Origin of the sequence: Pseudomonas antarctica, assembly GCF_001647715.1 — a bacterium.
Lineage (GTDB): Bacteria > Pseudomonadota > Gammaproteobacteria > Pseudomonadales > Pseudomonadaceae > Aquipseudomonas > Aquipseudomonas antarctica_A.
On the sequence record NZ_CP015600.1, the window covers coordinates 1,774,814 to 1,794,797 of the forward strand.

At 61.5% G+C, this 19,984-nt stretch carries 22 protein-coding genes; 13 read left to right on the forward strand and 9 right to left on the reverse strand.

Annotated features, from left to right (window positions below):
• Nucleotides 1-154 precede the first annotated feature (154 nt).
• Both pobA and A7J50_RS08170 read left to right on the forward strand, forming a co-directional pair.
• Nucleotides 155-1,348 carry a 4-hydroxybenzoate 3-monooxygenase gene (pobA, locus tag A7J50_RS08165; protein ID WP_064451345.1) on the forward strand — a complete coding sequence of 398 codons (1,194 nt, stop codon included), beginning with the start codon at nt 155-157 and terminating at the stop codon, nt 1,346-1,348.
• A gap of 66 nt (nt 1,349-1,414) precedes the next feature.
• Nucleotides 1,415-2,932: an MDR family MFS transporter gene (locus A7J50_RS08170; RefSeq protein WP_064451346.1), complete on the forward strand. Its 1,518-nt coding sequence runs from the start codon at nt 1,415-1,417 to the stop codon at nt 2,930-2,932.
• Between the two features lie 71 nt (nt 2,933-3,003).
• Here A7J50_RS08170 and A7J50_RS08175 read toward each other — a convergent pair whose 3' ends face one another.
• Nucleotides 3,004-3,840, reverse strand: coding sequence for a cache domain-containing protein (locus A7J50_RS08175; RefSeq protein ID WP_064451347.1), 837 nt, complete (start codon nt 3,838-3,840; stop codon nt 3,004-3,006).
• 49 nt (nt 3,841-3,889) lie between these two features.
• Nucleotides 3,890-4,663: a transporter substrate-binding domain-containing protein gene (locus A7J50_RS08180; protein WP_064451348.1), complete on the reverse strand. Its 774-nt coding sequence runs from the start codon at nt 4,661-4,663 to the stop codon at nt 3,890-3,892.
• 414 nt (nt 4,664-5,077) lie between these two features.
• On the opposite strand from A7J50_RS08180, the gene A7J50_RS08185 reads away from it, so the two are divergent.
• The 5 genes from A7J50_RS08185 (at nt 5,078) to A7J50_RS08205 (ending at nt 9,734) form a co-directional block, all read left to right on the forward strand.
• Nucleotides 5,078-6,448, forward strand: a complete 1,371-nt coding sequence (locus tag A7J50_RS08185) for a glutamine synthetase family protein (protein ID WP_064451349.1) — start codon at nt 5,078-5,080, stop codon at nt 6,446-6,448.
• A gap of 100 nt (nt 6,449-6,548) precedes the next feature.
• On the forward strand, nt 6,549-7,148 hold the full coding sequence (locus tag A7J50_RS08190; RefSeq protein ID WP_064451350.1) for a class I SAM-dependent methyltransferase: 600 nt from the start codon (nt 6,549-6,551) through the stop codon (nt 7,146-7,148).
• Nucleotides 7,149-7,270: 122 nt separating this feature from the next.
• The gene (gene rnd / locus A7J50_RS08195) at nt 7,271-8,404 is read left to right on the forward strand and encodes a ribonuclease D (RefSeq protein WP_064451351.1); all 1,134 of its coding nucleotides are present in this window, start codon (nt 7,271-7,273) and stop codon (nt 8,402-8,404) included.
• Nucleotides 8,401-8,694, forward strand: coding sequence for a YcgL domain-containing protein (locus A7J50_RS08200; protein ID WP_053255002.1), 294 nt, complete (start codon nt 8,401-8,403; stop codon nt 8,692-8,694). Before rnd ends, A7J50_RS08200 begins: the two co-directional genes overlap by 4 nt.
• A gap of 107 nt (nt 8,695-8,801) precedes the next feature.
• A complete protein-coding gene (locus A7J50_RS08205) occupies nt 8,802-9,734 on the forward strand; it encodes a D-2-hydroxyacid dehydrogenase (RefSeq protein WP_064451352.1) in 933 nt (310 codons plus the stop codon).
• A gap of 123 nt (nt 9,735-9,857) precedes the next feature.
• Here A7J50_RS08205 and A7J50_RS08210 read toward each other — a convergent pair whose 3' ends face one another.
• On the reverse strand, nt 9,858-10,451 hold the full coding sequence (locus A7J50_RS08210) for a nitroreductase family protein (protein WP_064451353.1): 594 nt from the start codon (nt 10,449-10,451) through the stop codon (nt 9,858-9,860).
• 152 nt (nt 10,452-10,603) lie between these two features.
• Between A7J50_RS08210 and A7J50_RS08215 the strand changes: the two genes are divergently transcribed.
• The gene (locus A7J50_RS08215) at nt 10,604-11,053 is read left to right on the forward strand and encodes a YcgN family cysteine cluster protein (RefSeq protein ID WP_064451354.1); all 450 of its coding nucleotides are present in this window, start codon (nt 10,604-10,606) and stop codon (nt 11,051-11,053) included.
• 13 nt (nt 11,054-11,066) lie between these two features.
• The gene (locus tag A7J50_RS08220) at nt 11,067-12,287 is read left to right on the forward strand and encodes a hypothetical protein (protein WP_064451355.1); all 1,221 of its coding nucleotides are present in this window, start codon (nt 11,067-11,069) and stop codon (nt 12,285-12,287) included.
• Nucleotides 12,288-12,431: 144 nt separating this feature from the next.
• On the opposite strand, the gene A7J50_RS08225 is transcribed toward A7J50_RS08220, so the two are convergent.
• The 3 genes from A7J50_RS08225 to A7J50_RS08235 form a co-directional block, all read right to left on the reverse strand.
• Nucleotides 12,432-12,782 carry a YgaP family membrane protein gene (locus A7J50_RS08225; RefSeq protein ID WP_064451356.1) on the reverse strand — a complete coding sequence of 117 codons (351 nt, stop codon included), beginning with the start codon at nt 12,780-12,782 and terminating at the stop codon, nt 12,432-12,434.
• A 67-nt stretch (nt 12,783-12,849) separates the two neighbouring features.
• Nucleotides 12,850-13,317 (reverse strand): RNA methyltransferase, encoded by a 468-nt coding sequence (locus A7J50_RS08230; protein ID WP_003189607.1) that lies wholly within the window; start codon nt 13,315-13,317, stop codon nt 12,850-12,852.
• Between the two features lie 96 nt (nt 13,318-13,413).
• Nucleotides 13,414-13,788, reverse strand: coding sequence for a YajD family HNH nuclease (locus A7J50_RS08235; RefSeq protein WP_003172528.1), 375 nt, complete (start codon nt 13,786-13,788; stop codon nt 13,414-13,416).
• A 151-nt stretch (nt 13,789-13,939) separates the two neighbouring features.
• Here A7J50_RS08235 and A7J50_RS08240 point away from each other — a divergent pair, with 151 nt between their 5' ends.
• Nucleotides 13,940-14,860, forward strand: a complete 921-nt coding sequence (locus A7J50_RS08240; protein WP_064451357.1) for a ParB/Srx family N-terminal domain-containing protein — start codon at nt 13,940-13,942, stop codon at nt 14,858-14,860.
• 113 nt (nt 14,861-14,973) lie between these two features.
• Here A7J50_RS08240 and A7J50_RS08245 read toward each other — a convergent pair whose 3' ends face one another.
• Nucleotides 14,974-15,660: a spermidine synthase gene (locus A7J50_RS08245; RefSeq protein ID WP_064451358.1), complete on the reverse strand. Its 687-nt coding sequence runs from the start codon at nt 15,658-15,660 to the stop codon at nt 14,974-14,976.
• A 78-nt stretch (nt 15,661-15,738) separates the two neighbouring features.
• Between A7J50_RS08245 and A7J50_RS08250 the strand changes: the two genes are divergently transcribed.
• Nucleotides 15,739-16,023, forward strand: a complete 285-nt coding sequence (locus A7J50_RS08250; RefSeq protein WP_053255010.1) for a hypothetical protein — start codon at nt 15,739-15,741, stop codon at nt 16,021-16,023.
• On the opposite strand, the gene A7J50_RS08255 is transcribed toward A7J50_RS08250, so the two are convergent.
• Together A7J50_RS08255 and A7J50_RS08260 are read right to left on the reverse strand one after the other, a co-directional pair.
• A complete protein-coding gene (locus A7J50_RS08255; RefSeq protein WP_064451359.1) occupies nt 16,020-16,493 on the reverse strand; it encodes a cyclic nucleotide-binding domain-containing protein in 474 nt (157 codons plus the stop codon). The genes A7J50_RS08250 and A7J50_RS08255 overlap by 4 nt on opposite strands.
• Before the next feature lie 66 nt (nt 16,494-16,559).
• Complete coding sequence (locus A7J50_RS08260; RefSeq protein ID WP_064451360.1) at nt 16,560-18,614, reverse strand: S9 family peptidase; 2,055 nt, start codon at nt 18,612-18,614, stop codon at nt 16,560-16,562.
• 21 nt (nt 18,615-18,635) lie between these two features.
• Between A7J50_RS08260 and A7J50_RS08265 the strand changes: the two genes are divergently transcribed.
• Together A7J50_RS08265 and A7J50_RS08270 are read left to right on the forward strand one after the other, a co-directional pair.
• On the forward strand, nt 18,636-19,172 hold the full coding sequence (locus A7J50_RS08265) for a hypothetical protein (RefSeq protein ID WP_064451361.1): 537 nt from the start codon (nt 18,636-18,638) through the stop codon (nt 19,170-19,172).
• Between the two features lie 30 nt (nt 19,173-19,202).
• Entirely contained in the window at nt 19,203-19,979 is a 777-nt protein-coding gene (locus A7J50_RS08270; protein WP_064451362.1) for a class II glutamine amidotransferase, read from the forward strand.
• Nucleotides 19,980-19,984 lie beyond the last annotated feature (5 nt).

Genomic DNA, 19,984 nt, shown 5'->3' on the forward strand with positions numbered 1-19,984 from the left:
GGTGCGGTAATCGCCCCGATTGGCAAAAAGCGCAGGCTTTGTCGCAGTTTTCACCTTCTTATGCTGCCCGCTCAAGTGAAAAATGTCAGCCACAAGACCAATGACAACTCTTTCACTTGATCCGTTCGGGTGAAGCTTGCGAGCCATAAAAATAATGAAAACGCTAAAAACCCAAGTCGCCATTATTGGAGCCGGTCCCTCTGGATTGCTGCTCGGCCAGTTACTGCACAACGCGGGTATCCAGACCCTCATTCTAGAGCGCCAGAGCGCCGACTACGTGCAAGGCCGCATCCGTGCCGGGGTGCTGGAACAAGGCATGGTCGACCTGCTGCGCGAGGCGGGCGTCAGCCGACGCATGGACGCCGAAGGGCTGGTGCATGACGGTTTCGAACTGGCACTCAATGGCGAGCTTACCCATATCGACCTCAAGGCGCTGACCGGCGGCCAGTCGGTAATGATCTACGGCCAGACCGAAGTCACCCGCGACCTGATGGCCGCCCGCGAAGCGGCCGGTGCCATCACTCTATACGAAACGCAGAACGTGCAGCCCCATGGCCTCAAAAGTGATCGACCCTGGCTGACCTTCGAGCATCAGGGTGAAGCTTTTCGCCTGGAGTGCGATTACATCGCTGGCTGTGATGGATTTCACGGTGTGGCGCGCCAGTCGATTCCGGCGCAATCGTTGAACGTCTTCGAGCGCGTCTATCCCTTCGGTTGGCTGGGCGTCCTCGCCGACACACCGCCGGTGCATGACGAGCTGGTGTACGCCAAACATGCGCGTGGCTTTGCCCTGTGCAGCATGCGCTCGCCGACCCGCAGCCGGTATTACCTGCAAGTGCCGGTTGAAGAGCCACTGGATGAATGGTCGGATGAGCGCTTCTGGGATGAGCTGAAAACCCGTTTGCCCAGTGCGCTGGCGGCCCAACTGGTCACCGGGCCATCAATCGAGAAAAGCATCGCGCCGCTGCGTAGCTTCGTGGTGGAGCCGATGCAATACGGGCGCCTGTTCCTGCTGGGGGACGCCGCGCATATCGTGCCGCCCACCGGGGCCAAGGGCTTGAACCTGGCGGCCAGCGACGTGAGTACGCTGTTTCGGATCTTGCTCAAGGTCTATCGCGAGGGGCGGGTGGACCTGTTGGACAAGTACTCGGCGATCTGCCTGCGCCGGGTATGGAAGGCCGAACGGTTTTCCTGGTGGATGACCTCGATGTTGCACCAATTCCCGGAGGCAGACGGGTTCAGCCAGCGCATTGCCGAGAGTGAGCTCGCGTACTTCATCGGCTCCGAGGCGGGTCGCACAACCATCGCAGAAAATTACGTCGGGCTTCCTTACGAAGCTATCGAGTAGCCTGCTATCGTATCGAGCATTCCCGCTGGCTGCCTTTTCCAGCGGGCCCTGCTCGAAGGTTATGCCGTGACCAATCTCAATCAGCCTGCTCAACCCGTTCCCGCCGTACGCAGCGTCCTTGCCGCCTTGATGATGGCGATCTTTCTCGGCGCCCTGGACCAGACCATTGTGGCCGTGTCCATGCCGGCTATTTCCGCGCAATTTCATGACGTCAACCTGCTGGCCTGGGTGATCTCCGGCTACATGGTGGCGATGACGGTGGCAGTGCCGATCTACGGCAAGCTGGGTGATTTGTACGGGCGTCGCCCGATGATGCTGATCGGCATGGGCGTGTTCACCCTGGCGTCACTGTTCTGCGGTATGGCGCAGAGCATGGAACAACTGGTGCTGGCGCGGATTCTCCAGGGCATTGGCGCCGGCGGCATGATCTCGGTAAGCCAGGCGATCATCGGCGACATTATTCCACCCCGTGAGCGCGGGCGTTATCAAGGCTACTTCAGCAGCATGTACGCGGTGGCCAGCGTGGCCGGGCCGGTGCTGGGCGGGTATATGACCGAGTACCTGTCCTGGCGCTGGGTGTTTTTGATCAACCTGCCGCTGGGTGCCGGTGCCTGGTACGTGGCCCATCGCACCCTGGTGGGGCTGCCGGTGCCGCAGCGCAAGCCGGTCATCGATTACCTCGGCACCGTGCTGATGATCATTGGCCTGACGGCCTTGCTGTTGGGCATTACTGAAATCGGCCAGGGCCATCATTGGCGTGACGAGCAAGTGCTGGGGCTGCTGGTGTGTGCCCTGGTGGCGCTCAGCGTGTTTGTCTGGCACGAACGCCGTGCGCGCGAGCCCTTGTTGCCGATGCACCTGTTCGCCAACCGCAGCGCGGTGCTGTGCTGGTGCACGATTTTCTTCACCAGCTTCCAGGCGATTTCCCTGACAGTGTTGATGCCTTTGCGTTATCAGACGGTGACCGGCTCCGGTGCCGACAGTGCCGCATTGCACCTGTTGCCGCTGGCCATGGGGTTGCCGATGGGCGCTTATTTCGCCGGGCGGATGACCTCGGTGACCGGGCGCTATAAACCGATGATCCTCACGGGGGCGCTGTTGAGTCCTTTCGCGATTCTTGGCATGGCCTACAGTGCGCCGCAGGCGGTTGGGCTGACGGCGGTGTTTATGCTGCTGTGTGGGATTGCTGCCGGTATGCAGTTTCCGACGTCGTTGGTCGGGACGCAGAATTCGGTGGAGCAGCGCGATATCGGCGTCGCCACCAGTACCACCAACCTCTTCCGCTCGTTGGGTGGGGCAGTGGGCGTGGCCTGCATGTCGGCGCTGTTGCTGGCGTTGTTGCAGGACTCGAGTTTTGCGCATTTGGCCAGCGGTGCGTGGGTGGCCGAAGGCAGTTCCGGGAATGTGCTGCTTGACGGCCTGAACGCCGCCCCAGGCCCAGCGCAAGATGCGCTGCGCGGGGAGTTGGCAGTGACGTTCCGGCATTTGTTGATGGTGAGTGCGGCAGTGTCGCTGTTGGGGTTGGCGGCAGCGATTGCCATGCCGAACCGTGTGCTGCGCGGCCGCGAAGACAAAGCCAAGTAACTGATACAACCATGATCAAACGGTGGGTGCTGGCTTGCCGGCACCCACAGTCAATCGCCTTTCAATGCAGATCAGGGGCTGTAATACCCGACCGCCACCATGAAATGCCCGGCCTTGCGCAGGTAAGCGTGCTTGTTCTCGACCTTGTCGGTCACCGGGTTTTTCCAGCGGTACTTGTACTCACCCTGGTCCTGCTCAGCCATTATCTTGAGGATCGGCTCACCCACCGGCTTGCCGTCGGGGTCCTTGATCTTGCCGAAGTCGGTATTGACCAGCCGCACGTTCGTGCCATGCGCTACGTAGCGCCCGGTATTCAGGTCGACCACAAACACATACAAGTCATCCTGCAGGAACCCACCCTGCAATGAGTTGATCGCCTTGAGCGTGCCGGCTTCATCCTTGACCAGCGCCGTTACCGCCTTGTCGCGCAAAGCGCGTGCATGTTCCGGCGTGGCCCGTGGCAGGTAGTAACCCACCGCCAGGATGCGTTCGCCCACACGTTGATAGAACACGTGTTTGTGCTCAACCTTGCCATCGTTCCAGTTCTGCCAGCGGTAGTCGGCCTGTTGGATGCCCTGGCCCTCGGGGACGGCCAGTGCCTGTTTGAACGAGGCTTGCAAATCCGGTCCGAGTTGCTCGAACACATCACGGCCGATCAAGGCGGAGGACGGCCCGCCGCTGGCCAGCAACACGCCCTGGGTATCGACCACGAACACATAGCGGTCATGGTCGACAAACTCGCCCTGACGGCTGAACGCGGCGAACGCCTTGTCGCCATTGCTCTGGTAAAAGGCCAAGGCCCTTTCCAGCAAGGCTTTGGCGGCCTGGGCGTCCTCATTCTGAGTCGCCGCGTGCACCTGGCTGAAACACAACAGCAGCAGCCAGGTGATTCGCAAGAGTCCCTTCATTCCCCATCCCTCATTATTGTTGGTGTGACAACAGCGTAGTCGCTCCCGCTCAGGGCGCCGCCAGCCACTGGTTGACGATGCCGTCGTACACCCCGGTGGCCACGCTCAAATGCAGCCATTGGTCGACATAGCTTTTCCATGCCACATCATCGCGGGGCAGCAGGAAGGCTTTTTCGCTGTACTGCATTTGCCGCTCGGGGTTGACCGCGCACAGCCCGGGCTTGAGCTTCTGCTGGAAGCGCGCCTCGCTGGCGTCGGTGATCATCACGTCGGCCTTGCCTGCGAGCAGCTCGTCGAAGATCGTCACGTTATCGTGCAGGCGGATTTGCGCCTGGCCCAGATGTGCGCGCGCAAACACTTCATTGGTGCCGCCCGCCGGTTCAATCACGCGCACCTGCGGCTGGTTGATCTGCTCGACGGTCTGGTAACGCTGCACATCGGCGCAGCGCACCAGCGGGATTTTTCCGTCGACGCCAAGGGCCTGGCTGAAGAAGGCTTTTTTCTGGCGCTCAAGGGACACGGAAATGCCGCCCACGGCGATGTCGCAGCGCTGTGCCAGGAAGTCCGGCATCAGGGTTTTCCAGGTGGTGGGCACCCAGGTGATTTTCGCATTCAGGCTCTTGGCCAGGGATTCGGCCATGGCAATGTCGATGCCTTCATAACGGCCATCGGCGCGCAGTGACGAGTAGGGCTTGTAGTCGCCGGTGGTGCAGACCGTGAGCGTGCCGCGCTGCAGCACGTCATCGAGGCGCGAGGTGGGGGTGTCGGCCAGGGCGGTGGTTGCCACACTCGCCAGTGTGCACAGGGCTAGAAAAGCTTTCATGCGGTCGAATCCTTGGGGGCATGATCGGGGCGATCATTATTTCCAGCTGAGCGACAAGGTAGCAAGAGCTACGGAATGTTTAGCCAGGTTGCAACCAAACTCCATCAACCCTGAATTTAACCGCCTGTCCAGGCGTGTGACGCTGCCGGGCATCTGGCTCACTGTGATTTGCGCATGGACGATTCCCCCGACACTCACCCCGCGACATTGCCTGGCGCCTTTGCGCCGAGCCGTCCGGCCGATGTCGAGGCGCTACCTTCCGAGCTGGCTTTCTGGGCCCTGTTCCACTGCCGACACGCACGCCCACCAGATACTTTTCTCCTACGTTGATCCGCCACATGGATGACGCGCACCCGTGCGCATCTGCCCGGCAGCGCCTGTGTGCCTGCCTGACGCAAACGTATGAGAATTCCCATGAGTGTTTTTGCGAGCCTGCACGAAGCCCGATCTTTCCTTGAGCAGAACCCGGACATCGAGATGTTCGAGCTGTTTATCCTCGACAACAACGGCGTACCGCGCGGCAAGTTGCTGCACCGCGATGAGCTGCTGGCGGTGTACGAAAGTGGTCGGCCGTTACCCAGCACTATCCTCGGCCTGACGATTAATGGCGATGACGTGGAAAACTCCGGGCTGGTGTGGGAAGTCGGCGATATCGACTGCCGCGCCTACCCGGTCAGCGGCAGTTTGCAGCGCATGCCGTGGCGCCTGATCCCGACGGCGGCGGTGCAAGTCAGCATGCACCCCACCGAAGGCCTGCCCGCTACCGTGGCCGACCCGCGGCATGTGTTGGCCAGGGTGATCGACGGCCTGAAAGCCGACGGTTATTACCCGGTGATGGCGGCGGAGCTGGAGTTTTACCTGCTCGACCAGAAGCCCGACAGCAACGGCCGCCCGCAACCGGCGCGGGATGTAGACGGCAATCGCCCGCGCTCGACCCAGGTGTATGGCTTGCGCGAGCTGGAGCAGATCGAGCCGTTCCTTGCCGACCTTTATAGCGCCTGCAAACTGCAAGGTATCCCGGCGCGTACGGCGATTTCCGAATACGCCCCGGGCCAGGTGGAAATAACCCTGGAGCATCGTGCCGACGCGCTGCAAGCGATGGACGAAGCCGTGCGTTACAAACGCTTGGTCAAGGGCGTCGCCCATAAGCACGGGATGACGGCCTGTTTCATGGCCAAACCGTTCGATGACCTGGCCGGCACCGGCATGCACATGCACGTCAGCCTGGCCGATGCCCACGGCCATAACCTGTTCGCCAGTGAGGCCGCCGATGGCACACCGTTGCTGCGTCAGGCGGTGGGCGGCATGCTCAGTACCTTGCTCGATTCGCTACTGATGTTCTGCCCCAACGCCAACTCCTACCGCCGCTTCCAGACCAACAGCTACGCGCCACTGGCCGCCACGTGGGGCGTGGACAACCGCACGGTCAGCCTGCGCGTACCCGGTGGCCCGGCGAATTCGCGGCATATCGAACACCGTATCTGCGGCGCCGACGCCAACCCTTACCTGGCGGCTGCCGCGATCCTCGCCGGTATCCATCGTGGCATCCGTGAACAACGCGATCCTGGCGCTCCCGTGCAAGGTAACGGCTACGCCCAGGCCAATGAACGGTTGCCCACCGACTGGCTCACCACGCTGCGTGCACTGGAAGGTTCAAGCTGGGCACGGGATGCGTTCGGCAGCGAGTTCCTGGGTGTGTACCTGGCGGTAAAACGCGCCGAATACCGCCAGTTCATGGGGGAAGTGGGCGAGCAGGATTGGCGTTGGTACCTGCACTCGGCGTGACGGGTTTAAGGCAACGGTGGTTTCGACCTTTTTTTCACGTTGTGCTGGTTAAGCTACGAATCAAGGTCATTCACTACCGTTTCACACACATGAGCCCGTGATGTCGTCACCATCTCCATCTTCTATCGAGATTGAATTCGCCGAACGCTGCGACCGCGAGCATGCCAGGGTCTGCGGCGACACGCGCCCGCCCGCGCTGCTCAAGCGGCTGGCCGCGTGGCGCGATGACCGGTTGGTGCGCCAGGCGTTGAAAGTCGCGGGCGAGCCGGGGCTGATCCTTGATCTGGCCTGTGGCTCGGGACGGTTCTGGCCCGTATTGGCCGAACACATCAACCGGGTAATCCTGGCCTCGGACAACTCCCAGGACATGCTCGACCACGCACGCACGCATCACCCGGCGGCGTTGCTCAAGCGTGTCAAAACGTTCCAGGGCTCAGCGTTTTCCATCGGCCTGTCGGCGAATGCGGTGGACTGCATTTTCTGCCTTGAATTGTTTCGCCATGTACCCAGCAGTGACGTGCGATTGGCGTTGTTGCGCGAATTTCACCGAGTCAGCCGTGACACGGTGATCGTCTCGGTAAACGCTCGTACACCGGTGGAGGATGAGTTCCGCATGGCGGGTTTTAAAGTCCTCAATCATCAGGAATTCCTGCCGGGCTCCAAGCTGTGGCGCGTTTACGTTCTGCGTAAGAGAGGCTAACTCCCTCCTGTCGGACTATTCTTCGCCTCTTGTAGGGGTTTTCATGATGGCGTGTGCACTGCGGATGCTCGCAAGTCCCTTTCGCGATATATACTGCGCGCCATTCTTCAAGGGAGAGCCGTGTGGCCATCGATATTCACTGGATCTGCGACAACGATAGCCTCGGCCAGCATTGCGCCGAATGGCAGCAGTTGCCATTCGTCGCCCTCGACACCGAATTCATGCGGGTCGACACCTTTTATCCCATTGCCGGGCTGATCCAGATCGGCGATGGCATCCGTGCTTACCTGATCGACCCCCTGACCATCGACAACTGGCAACCCTTGGCCGCCTTGCTGGAGAACCCGGCGGTGATCAAAGTGGTACACGCGTGCAGCGAAGACCTGGAAGTGTTGTTGCGCCTGACCGGCAGCCTGCCGGTGCCGTTGTTCGACACGCAGTTGGCGGCGGCGTACCTGAACCTCGGCTTCTCCATGGGCTACTCGCGCCTCGTGCAAGCCGTGCTGGATATCGAACTGCCCAAGGGTGAAACCCGCTCGGACTGGCTGCAGCGGCCATTGTCCGAGACGCAAGTGAGCTACGCCGCCGAAGACGCGGTGCACCTGGCCGAGGTCTACACCAGACTTCGCCCGCGACTGTCAGACGACAAATATGCGTGGGTCCTGGACGACGGCGCCGAACTGGTAGCGAACCTGCGCCGTGAAGTCGACCCGTACGAGGTGTATCGCGACGCCAAGCTGGCGTGGAAGCTGTCCCGTGCCCAGCTCGCCGTGCTGCGCGAACTGTGCGCCTGGCGCGAGCAGCAAGCCCGTGCCCGTGACCTGCCGCGCAACCGCATCATTCGTGAACACTCGTTGTGGCCCCTGGCCAAAACCCAGCCGGATAACCTCGCCGCACTGGGCAAAATCGAAGACATGCACCCGCGCACCGTGCGTCAGGATGGCCAGTTCCTGCTGGACCTGATCAAGCGTGCCGGCAGTGTGTCCATGGACCAATGGCCGCCCGCTGTGGCTGAACCGCTGCCGGTGGACGCCGCCACGCTGATCAAGCAACTGCGCGCCCTGGGCCAGGCCGAAGCCGAACGCCTGGACATGGCGCCGGAACTGATGCTGCGCAAGAAAACCCTCGAAGCCCTGGTCAAAAGTGGCTACCCCGATGGGCCTTATAAATTGCCAGACTCGCTGCGTGGCTGGCGCCGCGAGTTGATGGGCCAGGCGCTGCTCGACAGCCTGGCCACTGCCGGAGAACAGCCTTGAAACGTATTTGCTCCATCTATCGCAGCTTGAAAAAAGACGGGATGTACCTCTACGTGCTGAAAAGCGATGCGCTGGAGCGTGTGCCGGAACCGTTGATGGAAGCCTTCGGCAAGGCCCATCTCGCGTTCGAAATGGTGCTGACGCCGGAGCGCAAGCTGTCCCGCGAGGACATCACCGTGGTCCTGGAAAACCTCGACAAGCAGGGCTACCACCTGCAAATGCCACCGGCCGAGGACGAGTACATCGAACACTTGCCCGAAGAGCTGCTGCGCCGCAACGACCCGATGTGATCAGTCAGTGCCCTGTCCAGGGCACCGTCTTCAACGCAAACGTATAAGTGGGTGGTGGCCGTATGGATGCGGGCGGCCGTCTGCAGTGTTTTTGAAAGGTTTGAACCATGCGTGTTCTGATTGCTGAACAGGATTACCCGCTCTACGCCCAATTGCTCAGTGAAGCGGCACCGGACGTCGAGGTGCTGACCAGCGGCGACTCGGCCGAACTGTCGCGCCTGGCCGCCGATTGCCCGGTATGGCTCGGCCAGCCGGATTTGCTTGCTACCCTGTTGCGCCAGGGTCATCAGCCGCAGTGGCTGCAATCGACCTGGGCCGGTGTCACGCCGCTGCTGGCCGAAGGTTTGCCGCGCGACTACCGCCTGACCCGTGCGGTCGGTATCTTTGGCCAGGTCATGGCCGAGTTTGTGCTCACTTATATGCTCGGCCACGAGCGGGAAGTGCTCGCGCGGTTGGTCAGCCAGGTCGAGCGCAAGTGGGACAACCGCCTGGGCCAGAGCCTGGCGGGACGCAAGGCGCTGATCGTCGGCACCGGCGATATTGGCCAGCGTGTTGCCGATTTTCTGCTGCCGTTTGGCGTCAAGCTCTACGGCATCGCCAGCACCGCGCGTGAGCAGGCGCCGTTTATCGAAGTCGCCGCGCTGGATCAATTGGGCCGATTGGTGGGGGAGGTGGACTACGTGATCAACCTGCTGCCCAATACGCCCAATACCCATGACCTGTACGACGCTGCGCTGTTCAAGCAATTCAAACCGACCGGGGTGTTTATCAATGTCGGGCGTGGCGTGGCCGTGGTCGATGCCGATCTGGTCGAAGCCTTGAAAGAAGGGCACTTGGCTGGTGCGGTGATCGACGTCTGCCGCCAGGAACCCCTGCCGCAACGCCATCCGTTCTGGACCGCCTGGGGCCTGCTGTTGACTGGCCACAGCTCGGCGCCGACCTCGCCGCTGATGATGGTGGAGTTGTTTGTGCAGAACCTGCTGGCTTATCAGGCCAAGGAAGCATTGCGCGGCGAAGTGGATTTCGAGCGCGGTTATTAAAATCACCACAAATCAAAATGTGCGAGCGGGCTTGCTCGCGATGACGGTGTATCAGCCTGCCATGCAGTGACTGACCCATCGCTATCGCGGGCAAGCCCGCTCCCACAGGGATATCGGCAAGGCTTACAGGCTGAAGTCACCTTCCGACACCAGCTCGCTCAGCGGCCTACGCGGGCTTGGCGCTTCACGGCCTTGCAGGTATTCAGGCAAGCTCGATTTGTCGCCCAGCTTGCCGACGGCCACCGCCGCGTGCAGCGCATACCCTTCTGGAATCTTCAGCTCTTTGCGGGTCAACGCCTGATCGAAGCCGGCCATCCCATGGGTATGCCAGCCGCTGAGGCTGGCTTGCAGCGCCAGGTGGCCCCAGGCCGAGCCGGTGTCGAAGGTGTGCCACAGCGCCGGGGTTTCTTCGGTGGCGCCGGGGGCGGTGAAGTCGGTTTTGGAGGCGATGATCACCAGCGCCGACGCGTGTTGCGCCCAGCCACGGTTGAATTCATTGAGCAGTCCCAGGAAGCGTTCCCAGTTCGGCGTGTCACGGCGCGCGTAGAGAAAACGCCATGGCTGCGAGTTGTAGGCCGACGGCGCCCAACGTGCGGCTTCGAAGAAACTCAGCAGGGTCTCCTGCGGGATGCTCTCGCCGGTAAAGGCGCGGGGCGACCAGCGCTCGGTAAACTGGGTGTGGATCGGGTAATCGGCAACGCGTGGGTTATTGCTCATGGACAGATCCTGATGAAAAACCGGGGCTCAAAGCTACTGCGCCGCCCCAAGCCTGACAAGTCTTGTCATACCGGCAGTCGTAAGCGCTTGGCCCCAAGGGCCTTGGGCACTAGACTGGCGGCCTTTTCACCGACCGATACTGATGTAGAGCCATGGCCGCCAAAGTCGAACCTTTCTGGATACGCAAAACCCTTGAACACCTCGACCAGGAGGAGTGGGAGTCGTTGTGCGACGGCTGTGGCCTGTGCTGCCTGCAAAAGCTTGAGGATGAGGACGACAACAGCGTCTATTACACGCGCATCGCCTGCAAGCTGCTGGACCTGAACACCTGCCAGTGCACCGACTACCCCAACCGCCGCGCCTCGGTGCCTGATTGCATCCAGCTCACGCCGGGCCAGGCCGATCAGTTCAAATGGCTGCCGCCGACCTGCGGCTACCGCTTGGTCAGCGAACGCAAAGACCTGCCGCTGTGGCACCACCTGGTTTGCGGCGACCGTGATGCCGTGCACCACGAACGCATTTCCCAGTCCGGCCGAATGCTCGCCGAAGGCAGCGTGCCCGAAGACGACTGGGAGGATCACCTGATCTTTCGCGCAGGCTGAAAAAGGAGTGTGTATGACGGTGGCAACCAAGCTGGCGGCCTCTTTCGTGTTGCTGGCGCTGAGCCTGCCCGCGTGGTGCGCGAAGAAAGTCGACCTCGACTATCACGTCAAACTGCTGCCCCAGAGCGATCAGGCCGAAGTACGCGTGAGCCTGTCCCAGGGCTCGGCGGTGCGCAGTCTTGACTTCGACCTGGGCCACGACGGCGACTACAGCGACTTCAAGGCCGATGGCCAATGGCGCGTCAGCGGGCACCGTGGCCTGTGGCAACCCAGCGCCGACAAAGCCAGCCTGACCTACCGTGTACGTCTCACTCACGCTCGCAAACCGGGAATGTATGAAGCGCGGATGACGCCGAGTTGGGCGCTGTTTCGGGGTGAAGACCTGGTGCCGACGGCGCGGCTCGACCAGCAGGACGGCGTGGAGCTGGTCTCGCGCTTGATATTCGAGTTGCCGGCAGGCTGGAAAAGCATCGAGACGCCCTGGCCGCGTATTGGCAAGAACAAATTCCGTATCGACAACGTTTCCCGGTTGTTCGACCGGCCTACGGGCTGGATGCTCGCCGGCACGCTGGGCAGCCGCCGCGTGCGCCTGGGGGAGACCGAAGTCACCGTCGCCTCGCCCAAGGGCCAGGCCATGCGGCGCATGGATGTGTTGACGTTGCTGACCTTTGTCTGGCCCCAGGTTGACGCTGCGTTCCCGCGCCACCCGGCCAAACTGCTGGTGGTGGGCGCCAGCGACCCGATGCGCCGTGGCGTGTTTTCGTCCCGCGACTCGATCTACCTCAGCAGCCGCACGCCGCTGGTGAGTGAAAATGGCAGTAGCCCGTTGATTCGCGAAGTGGTGCAAGCCATCGGCCGCTTCAACGACCACCACAGCAGTGACTGGATCGGCGAAGGCTTGGGGGAGTATTACGCCATTGAACTGGTGCGGCGTGCCGGCGGCATCACCGATGAGCGCTACGCCGCGATCCAGGCGCGATTGAGCAAGGAAGGCAAAGACGTCACCACGCTACGGGGCGAGCACGTCAGTGCGGCAACCGTGGCGCGGGCGGTGGTGGTGTTGCAGGAGTTGGATCGCGAGATTCGGGTGAAAACCCACAACAAACGTTCGCTGGATGACCTGGCGCAGGCGGTGATGCGTGCGAACAGCACCACCACCGCGGAGTTTGTGCAGCTGGCGGAGAGTGTGATCGGCGAGTCGTCAGTGGTGCTGGACACCAAGCTACTGCGCTGAGCTTAAGCCATACACCCATCAAAAATGTGGGAGCGGGCTTGCTCGCGAATACGGTCTGTCAGTTAAAGATGTACTGACTGATACACCGCTTTCGCGAGCAAGCCCGCTCCCACATTTGGATCTCCAACTGATCGCAGAGGTGTACTAGTCGGCCGTTTTAGTGGCCTTCTCAGCCGCCACTTCCGCCTTGGTCTTCAGGTTTTTCAACTCTTGCCCGGCCCGCTCGATCTTCGTGCGCACGCTGTTCATTTCCTGGCGGCCCTGCTCCAGCTTGTCTTTGAGCGAGCTGTGCCCGGTGACGCCGCGCACCAGCGCCACACCCCCGATCGCTACCTGAATCAGGCCGAAGATCCCGCCACGGCGCAGGCCTTTGCCGACCATCATTACGCCGCCGGCTACCGAACCGATGCGTTCCCAACCGTGCACATTTTGGGTGGGCTGGGTGTCAAAAGGCGCGTGTTCGATGATAGGTCGCAGGATTTTGCTGTCGCTCATGATCTGTCTCCAACAAGGGCAAGTGTTAGTAGCTGACTGTTTGCAGACGCCGGATGTTCCCGAAAAATCAGTATTTTGGGCCCGAGCGGGTGTTGTTGCCCTTGGCCAGTCGGTCGTAGAGCACCACATTGACGGTGGCGGCGAGGTTCATGCAGCCGGTGGTCGGGATGTACACCACGTCTTCACACCAGTCGCGGATCTCTTTGTCGAGGGAGCCGTCTTCGGGGCCGAAGATATACAGCGCGCGGTCGGGGTGAGTGTATTCCGGCAGTGGGCGGGCGCCCTCGACCAGTTCTACAGCCACCGGAATACAGCCCAGCGGCAGGATTTTTTTCAGGTCGTCGATGCCGATCAACGGAATATCGTGGTGGACCTTCTTTGTGTCGGTGATGAAGTCCCGGGCGCGCTCGTAACGCACGCCGGTGTAGAACACCGAGGCCACGCCGTAGCAACCGGCGGCGCGCATCACCGAACCGACGTTTTCGGGGGATTTGGGGTTATACAGACCGATGCAGCTGTAGCGTTTATTGCCCACGGGAGTGCCTTTGAAAAGGCAGCATTATAGCGGCAAGCTACGAGCTGCAAGTTAAAAGCAGAGCGGCTTTTTCTTGAGGCTCGCAGCTTGAAGCTTTCAGCTATCTTTTTTCATCAACCCCGCCAACGCCGCAAATGGGTTGTGCGTGGCCTTGGCAATGGTCGGGCTGCTGGTGGAGCCTTCGCCGAAATACTGCTGGTCGGTGTAACGCGAGTGTTCGTTATCGTGGCAGTACAGGCACAACAGCTCCCAGTTGGAGCCGTCCTGGGGGTTGTCATCATGATTGTGGTTGCGGTGGTGCACGGTCAGCTCGCTCAAGCGCTTGCCGGCGAATTCACGGGCGCAGCGGCCGCACACGTGCGGGTACATTTTCAAGGCTTTGTCGCGGTAGCCCATTTCCCGGTCGCGCTGGGCATCGGCGAGGATGCGGTCCAGCTTGGCGGTGTGGGAGGGCGGGTTGGTCGAGCTCATCATGGCTCCTGGCTATTTGGTGGGTCACGGATAACATGGATTCTAGCCCCTCGCGCTGTAAAACACCGCTGGCTTTTTCAGCAACGGTACAGCCTGGCAGCGGCAATCGTTTGTAGTATCGGCTCACACCCTTCATTCGGATCTGAAACCTATGCGTCTGCACACATGGACCGTTGCACTCCTGCTCTGCGCCTTGACGGCTCAAGCCCACGCGTTCTCCACGCCCAAGCCCGGCCAGGTGATCGAGGTGTCCCTTGAACAACTGCACCCGACTCAGGCCGTGGTGGGGTTCGACCAGATTGACTACAGCCTGGGGCTGTTCGCCGACAAGCCCGCCAAGGTGTTCGACGAATACTGTGAAACCAACGGGCAGGGCGCCGCCGACAACGTACCCAAAAAGGCCGACTTGCACCAACCGGCGAGCTTCACCTGCAAGGACCCTGTGGGCACTCACCCCGAGGACATGAAAACCGTGGTGGTCGGCCCCGCAGGCCAGCTGTACCTGACCGACGGTCACCACAGCTTCACCACCTTGTGGGAAGTGCCCGGCGGTGGCCCTCAGTTGAAAATGTGGGTCAAGGTGACCGACGATTTCAGCAACAGCCCTGACCTGGCCACGTTCTGGCAACGCATGGAGGCTGCCCGCAAAGTCTGGCTCAAGGACAACCAGGGCCGCACCCTGCCACCTGAAAAGTTGCCGGCGCACTTGGGCTTCAAGAGCTTGCAGGACGACACTTTCCGCAGCCTGGTGTATTTCACGCGCAAGGCCGCCTACGGCAAGCCGGACGATGGCGCGATCGCACCGGAATTCCTGGAGTTTTACTGGGGCAACTGGCTGCGCACGCAAATTGATTTGAGCGCTTTCAACCTGAACAAGAAGGGCGGCTACAAGGACGCAATTGAAGCCGTGGCCAAGCGCATGGTCAGCCTGGCACCGGGCTCACAGGTCGGTGACAGCGGTTTTACCGCCCATCAATTGGGCGGCATGACCACGCTTGACCAACGTGAGCTGGAAAAGACCTTCGATAAAAAAGTGCCGTACTTGATTGATTACCGCAAAGCCCATAACTGACGGGGACCCAAAATGTGGGAGCTGGCTTGCCTGCAATGCTGTCACCTCGGTGTATCCGGCGTACCGAGTTGAAGCCATCGCAGGCAAGCCAGCTCCCACAGGGGAATCGCGGCTCAGCCCTTGAGCTTTTCGGCAATCCAGATGGTATGCCGGGTGCCCTTGTTGCCATGGGCAAACACCTGCACTTCCTCGGCCTTGAAACCGGCTTTGCGCAGTTTGTCGCTGAACAGCTTGTCGGCGCTGGCGGACCATACGGCGAGCACGCCTTTGGGGCGCAGGGCCTTTGCGCACGCAGCCAGGCCACCGGCGGAGTAGAGCCAGCTGTTGGCTTTTTGCGTGAGGCCTTCGGGGCCGTTGTCGACGTCGAGCATGATTGCGTCAAAACCCTGAGGCTCGGCCTGCAGCACGTTGGCCACGTCTTCCATGCGAATCACCGTGCGCGGGTCGAGCAGCGGGCGGCCGGATTTTTCGCCCAGCGGCCCACGGTTCCATTCCACTACGCCGGGCACCAACTCGGCGACGACCACTTCGGCGGTCTTGCCCAAGTGCTTGAGGGCCGAGGCCAGGGTAAAACCCATGCCTAACCCGCCGATCAACACCCGCGAACCCGGGCGCCCGGCGACTTTACGGCAGGGGATTTCCGCCAGCGCGTCTTCGGAACCGTGCATGCGCGTGTTCATCAACTGGCCGCCATCGCCGCCCTGGATCTTGATGACAAAATCCTCGCCGTATTCGAACAGGCACAAGGCACCGCCGTTGTCGGGGATCGGAGTGGTGTCCAGCAGAACGAAACGTTTCATGGAAATCTCATTGGGAAGGGCATTCTTGCGCGGTTGGGAGTAGCCTTACGATATTCCGGTCAGGCCATGGAGCCATCGATGAAGTGCAGCATTCTAACGGTCATTGTGTTGAGCGCGCTCACCTTGGGCGCGGCGCAGGCGCAAGAGGTGCAAACCGTGCCGGTCGCACCCGCGCCAACCCCCGGTGCGCCGGGCACGCCAACGCCGACGCTGTATCCGCAAGTCACCCCGCCTGTCGCGCCCAAAGCTACGGCGAACGGTTCACCTGCGTTGGTGCCGATCGTTTTACCGACACCGCCAAAAGATCAGACGGTGCCTGGCCTGCTGCAAAACGACAGCAAGCCAAAGACCCCTGGCGGTTAAAACTGTTGAGACAGTAATTGCCCGTCGGCCATGCGCAGGCGCTTGGACAAGGCAATGGCAATCGCGCGGATGATCTTGGCCGCCACCCTGGGGGCTTCGTTGAGCATTTTTTCCAGGGAATCCTTGCCCAGGTTCAGCAACACGCTGTCACTTGCCGCGATGCAACTGGCAGAACGCCGTTCGCCATCCAGCACCGCCATCTCGCCAAACGCCCGGCCACTGCGCAGGGTGGCGATGGTGAGGCGCTGGCCTTCGTGGTTGGTTTTCTGCACGGCCACCTGCCCACTGTGGAGGATGCACATAAAGGTGCCGGCATCGCCTTCAAGGAAGATCACCTCGCCCTGGGCAATGCTGCTGATATTGAAGTAGCCCGCCGCCACGTGAAAATCTTCCGGCAACAAGGGGTCGAACAGGCCGCAGTCCATAAGCATGTCGCGGATTTCATTGTTGAGTAATGTGGGTTGGGGCATGACTAATCTTGATCCATCAATCGAGTAGGCGGTCCTGTGTTCAGACAGGACCGCCGCGCTAAGTTCCTAAATCAACCCCAGCGCCTTGAACACAAATGCATATTCGAGCGCTACGTCACGTAATCCCTGGTAACGGCCGCTCATGCCGCCGTGGCCGGCGCCCAATTCGGTCTTGAGCAGCAGCAGGTTGTCGTCCGTCTTGGTGTCACGCAACCTGGCCACCCACTTGGCCGCTTCCCAGTACTGCACGCGGCTGTCGTTGTACCCGGCGATCACGAGCAGGGCCGGATAGGCCTGGGCGCAGACGTTTTCGTAAGGCGCGTAGGCCTTGATACGTTCATACACCTCAGGTTCTTCAGGGTTGCCCCACTCGTCGTACTCGGTGATGGTCAGCGGCAGTTCCGGGTCGAGCATGGTGTTGAGCACATCGACGAACGGCACTTCCGCAATGGCCGCCTGGAACAGCGCCGGGCGCTGATTGAGCACCGCGCCGATCAACAGGCCGCCCGCACTGCCGCCGCTGATAGCCAGTTGCTTGGAGGTGGTCAGCCCCTCGGCGATCAAGTGCTCGGCGCAGGCGATAAAGTCGCTGAAGGTGTTTTGTTTGTGTTCCTGCTTGCCGTTGCGGTACCAGGCTTCACCCAGCTCACCGCCGCCGCGTACATGCGCGATGGCAAACGCCACGCCCCGGTCCAGCAGGCTCAGGCGTGCATGCGAGAACCACGGGTCGAGGCTTTGCCCGTAGGCGCCGTAGCCGTACAGGTACAGCGGCGTCGGCTGGCCCAGTTGGTCGCGCTTGACCACCAGGCTGATCGGCACCTGGGTGCCATCGGCCGACGTGGCCCACAGACGCTGGCTGACGTAGTCGTCGGCGTTGAACACGCCAAGCACCGGGGTTTCCTTGAGTACGACTTGCGCGCCTGTCGCCAATTCAAGCTGACGCACCTGGGCCGGGCGGTTCAGGGCTTCATAACGCAGGCGGATCTTGTCGCTCGGGAATTCCAGGCTGTTCTGTACATAAAGGCTGTAGGCGGCGTCAGGCAATTCCACCCGATAGGTAGGCAGGCCCTGTGGGTGCACTTCGATCACCGGCAGGCCGCCGATGCGCAGGCTCAAGGTCATGGCGCTGGCGTTGAGGGTCACGCCATCGAGCATCACGTCATCGCTGTGGGGGATCAGGTTTTGCCATTGGTCTTCGGTCGGCACACCGCCGGTGTCGGCGGCGACGAACAGCGCGTAGTTGATGCCGTCGCGGTTGCTGCGGATAAACCAGGTCCATTCGCCGTCGCGCATGCCGTGGTCGACATCGTATTCATGGTCCTCGACCCGTGGTGCCAGGCAGGTGAAGTCCAGGTGCGGCTGGTCGGCGTCGAGGGCCCAGATTTCGCTGGTGGTCTTGCTGCCCAGGGCCAGCAGCAACTGGCGCTCGGAGCTGGAGCGGTAGCAATGCAGGAAGAAGCGTCCGTCAGGCTCGTGGAACACTTCCTGCGCCGCCGTTCCGTCCAGGCGGTAGCGATACAGTTTGTGCGGGCGGTGGGTGTCGTCCAGCTCGCCGAAGAACAGGGTCAGGCTGTCATTAGCCCACGTCATGCTGCCGTCGCAGTCTTCAAACTCCAGTTCGCTGACTTTGCCGGTGGCCAGTTCCTTCACGTACAGGGTGTAAATCTCTTCACCGCTGGTGTCGAGGCTGTAGGCCAGGCGCTGGTGGTCGGGGCTGATGCTGAACGCGCCGAGGGAGAAAAAGCCGCCATTGGCCAGCACGTTGGGGTCGAGCAGCAGTTCTTCGCTGTTTTCGTCCACCGCATTGCTGTCATCCGCCGGGCGGCGGCAACGGTAGTGGCGGGCATATTCGTCACCCGCAGTGGTGCGCGTGTAATACAGGTACGGCCCCCACGGCGAGGGCAGGGACAAGTCGGTTTCGAGAATGCGCCCCTTGATCTCTTCGAACAGGCTTTCGCGCAGGTCTGCCTGGTCGGCGAGCTGCGCTTCCTGCCAGGCGTTTTCGGCTTTGAGGTAATCGAGGACTTCAGCCGTGTCACGCGCTTGCAGCCAGGCGTACGGGTCCTGGCCTTCGGCCTTGCGAGCAATCGGGGCGGCAGTGATGTGGGGCGATGAAGGCATGGACTACTCTCTGTCTGGCGGATGGTGGCAGGCATTGCAGCCGAGACACGCAAAAGCCGTTATCATAGCCGCCTGTTTGCCTACCTTGCCATGGACACCATGACCGAGAACGACTATCTGACCGCTTGGGGCCTTTACGCCTTCGCCGCTTTGGGCTGCCTGTTGGTATGGTGGCGCATGACCCGCTGGATCTGGCGCTGGCTGCGCGAGCCGCTGCAATTGCTGATGGCGGTGCTGCTGTTCAGCCCGACCATCGTCGACCCGGTCAAGACCCAGTTCGCACCGGCGGTGGCGATTAGCGCCCTGGACCTGGTGCTGCATGTCGGTAATAACGCCTGGCGCGCCATCTCCGACCTGTTCATGTACACGATGATCGCGTTGGGCGTGTATATCGTCTTTGTGTTGATCCGCTGGCCCATCGAGCGCGCCGCCAACGCCCGCCGTGAGCGCAAGGCCGCTGCCGATGCGGCGCTGGCCGCCGAGCCCGTGGACGAAGACGACGAGCCCTACCGCCGCCCGGCGCCGGTCGGCGGTATGCGGGTCGAACCGCGCCTTTAACGTTGTACGCCCTGCAGCGAGAGCCCTGGCATGTGTGAATTATTGGGCATGAGTGCCAACGTCCCCACCGATATCGTGTTCAGCTTTACCGGGCTGATGCAGCGGGGCGGGCGTACCGGCCCCCACCGCGACGGTTGGGGCATCGCCTTTTACGAAGGCCGTGGCCTGCGTCTGTTCCAGGACCCGGCCGCCAGCAGCGAGTCGGAAGTGGCGCTGCTGGTGCAGCGTTACCCGATCAAAAGTGAAGTGGTAATTGGCCATATCCGCCAGGCCAATGTGGGCAAGGTGAGCCTGGCCAATACCCACCCGTTCGTGCGCGAGCTGTGGGGCCGCAATTGGTGCTTCGCCCATAACGGCCAACTGGCGGACTTCAACCCCCGCGCCACGTTCTACCGCCCGGTAGGCGACACCGACAGCGAAGCGGCCTTCTGTGACCTGCTCAACCGTGTGCGCGAAGCCTTCCCGGAACCGGTGGACATCGAACAAGTGCTGCCGGATTTGATCGCCGCCTGCGCCGAATACCGCAGCAAAGGCGTGTTCAACTGCCTGCTCAGCGACGGTGACTGGCTGTTTTGCTACTGCTCCACCAAATTGGCGCAGATTACCCGGCGCGCACCCTTTGGCCCGGCGCGTTTGAAAGATGTCGACGTGATCGTCGATTTTCAGGCCGAAACTACACCAAATGATGTGGTGACGGTGATCGCTACCGAGCCGTTGACCGACAATGAAAACTGGACCCGCTACGAACCGGGCCAATGGAGCCTGTGGCGACGCGGTGAATGCGTCAGCCAGGGCATCACCGAGTAAGGATA

What these genes read in the sequence shown, in the direction of transcription:
- pobA (WP_064451345.1), top strand. Translation starts at nt 155, where the DNA reads ATGAAAACGCTAAAAACCCAAGTCGCCATTATTGGAGCCGGTCCCTCT.
- A7J50_RS08175 (WP_064451347.1), bottom strand. Translation starts at nt 3,840, where the DNA reads ATGAAGGGACTCTTGCGAATCACCTGGCTGCTGCTGTTGTGTTTCAGC.
- A7J50_RS08180 (WP_064451348.1), bottom strand. Translation starts at nt 4,663, where the DNA reads ATGAAAGCTTTTCTAGCCCTGTGCACACTGGCGAGTGTGGCAACCACC.
- A7J50_RS08185 (WP_064451349.1), top strand. Translation starts at nt 5,078, where the DNA reads ATGAGTGTTTTTGCGAGCCTGCACGAAGCCCGATCTTTCCTTGAGCAG.
- A7J50_RS08190 (WP_064451350.1), top strand. Translation starts at nt 6,549, where the DNA reads ATGTCGTCACCATCTCCATCTTCTATCGAGATTGAATTCGCCGAACGC.
- A7J50_RS08205 (WP_064451352.1), top strand. Translation starts at nt 8,802, where the DNA reads ATGCGTGTTCTGATTGCTGAACAGGATTACCCGCTCTACGCCCAATTG.
- A7J50_RS08210 (WP_064451353.1), bottom strand. Translation starts at nt 10,451, where the DNA reads ATGAGCAATAACCCACGCGTTGCCGATTACCCGATCCACACCCAGTTT.
- A7J50_RS08215 (WP_064451354.1), top strand. Translation starts at nt 10,604, where the DNA reads ATGGCCGCCAAAGTCGAACCTTTCTGGATACGCAAAACCCTTGAACAC.
- A7J50_RS08220 (WP_064451355.1), top strand. Translation starts at nt 11,067, where the DNA reads ATGACGGTGGCAACCAAGCTGGCGGCCTCTTTCGTGTTGCTGGCGCTG.
- A7J50_RS08225 (WP_064451356.1), bottom strand. Translation starts at nt 12,782, where the DNA reads ATGAGCGACAGCAAAATCCTGCGACCTATCATCGAACACGCGCCTTTT.
- A7J50_RS08235 (WP_003172528.1), bottom strand. Translation starts at nt 13,788, where the DNA reads ATGAGCTCGACCAACCCGCCCTCCCACACCGCCAAGCTGGACCGCATC.
- A7J50_RS08240 (WP_064451357.1), top strand. Translation starts at nt 13,940, where the DNA reads ATGCGTCTGCACACATGGACCGTTGCACTCCTGCTCTGCGCCTTGACG.
- A7J50_RS08245 (WP_064451358.1), bottom strand. Translation starts at nt 15,660, where the DNA reads ATGAAACGTTTCGTTCTGCTGGACACCACTCCGATCCCCGACAACGGC.
- A7J50_RS08250 (WP_053255010.1), top strand. Translation starts at nt 15,739, where the DNA reads ATGAAGTGCAGCATTCTAACGGTCATTGTGTTGAGCGCGCTCACCTTG.
- A7J50_RS08255 (WP_064451359.1), bottom strand. Translation starts at nt 16,493, where the DNA reads ATGCCCCAACCCACATTACTCAACAATGAAATCCGCGACATGCTTATG.
- A7J50_RS08260 (WP_064451360.1), bottom strand. Translation starts at nt 18,614, where the DNA reads ATGCCTTCATCGCCCCACATCACTGCCGCCCCGATTGCTCGCAAGGCC.
- A7J50_RS08265 (WP_064451361.1), top strand. Translation starts at nt 18,636, where the DNA reads ATGGTGGCAGGCATTGCAGCCGAGACACGCAAAAGCCGTTATCATAGC.
- A7J50_RS08270 (WP_064451362.1), top strand. Translation starts at nt 19,203, where the DNA reads ATGTGTGAATTATTGGGCATGAGTGCCAACGTCCCCACCGATATCGTG.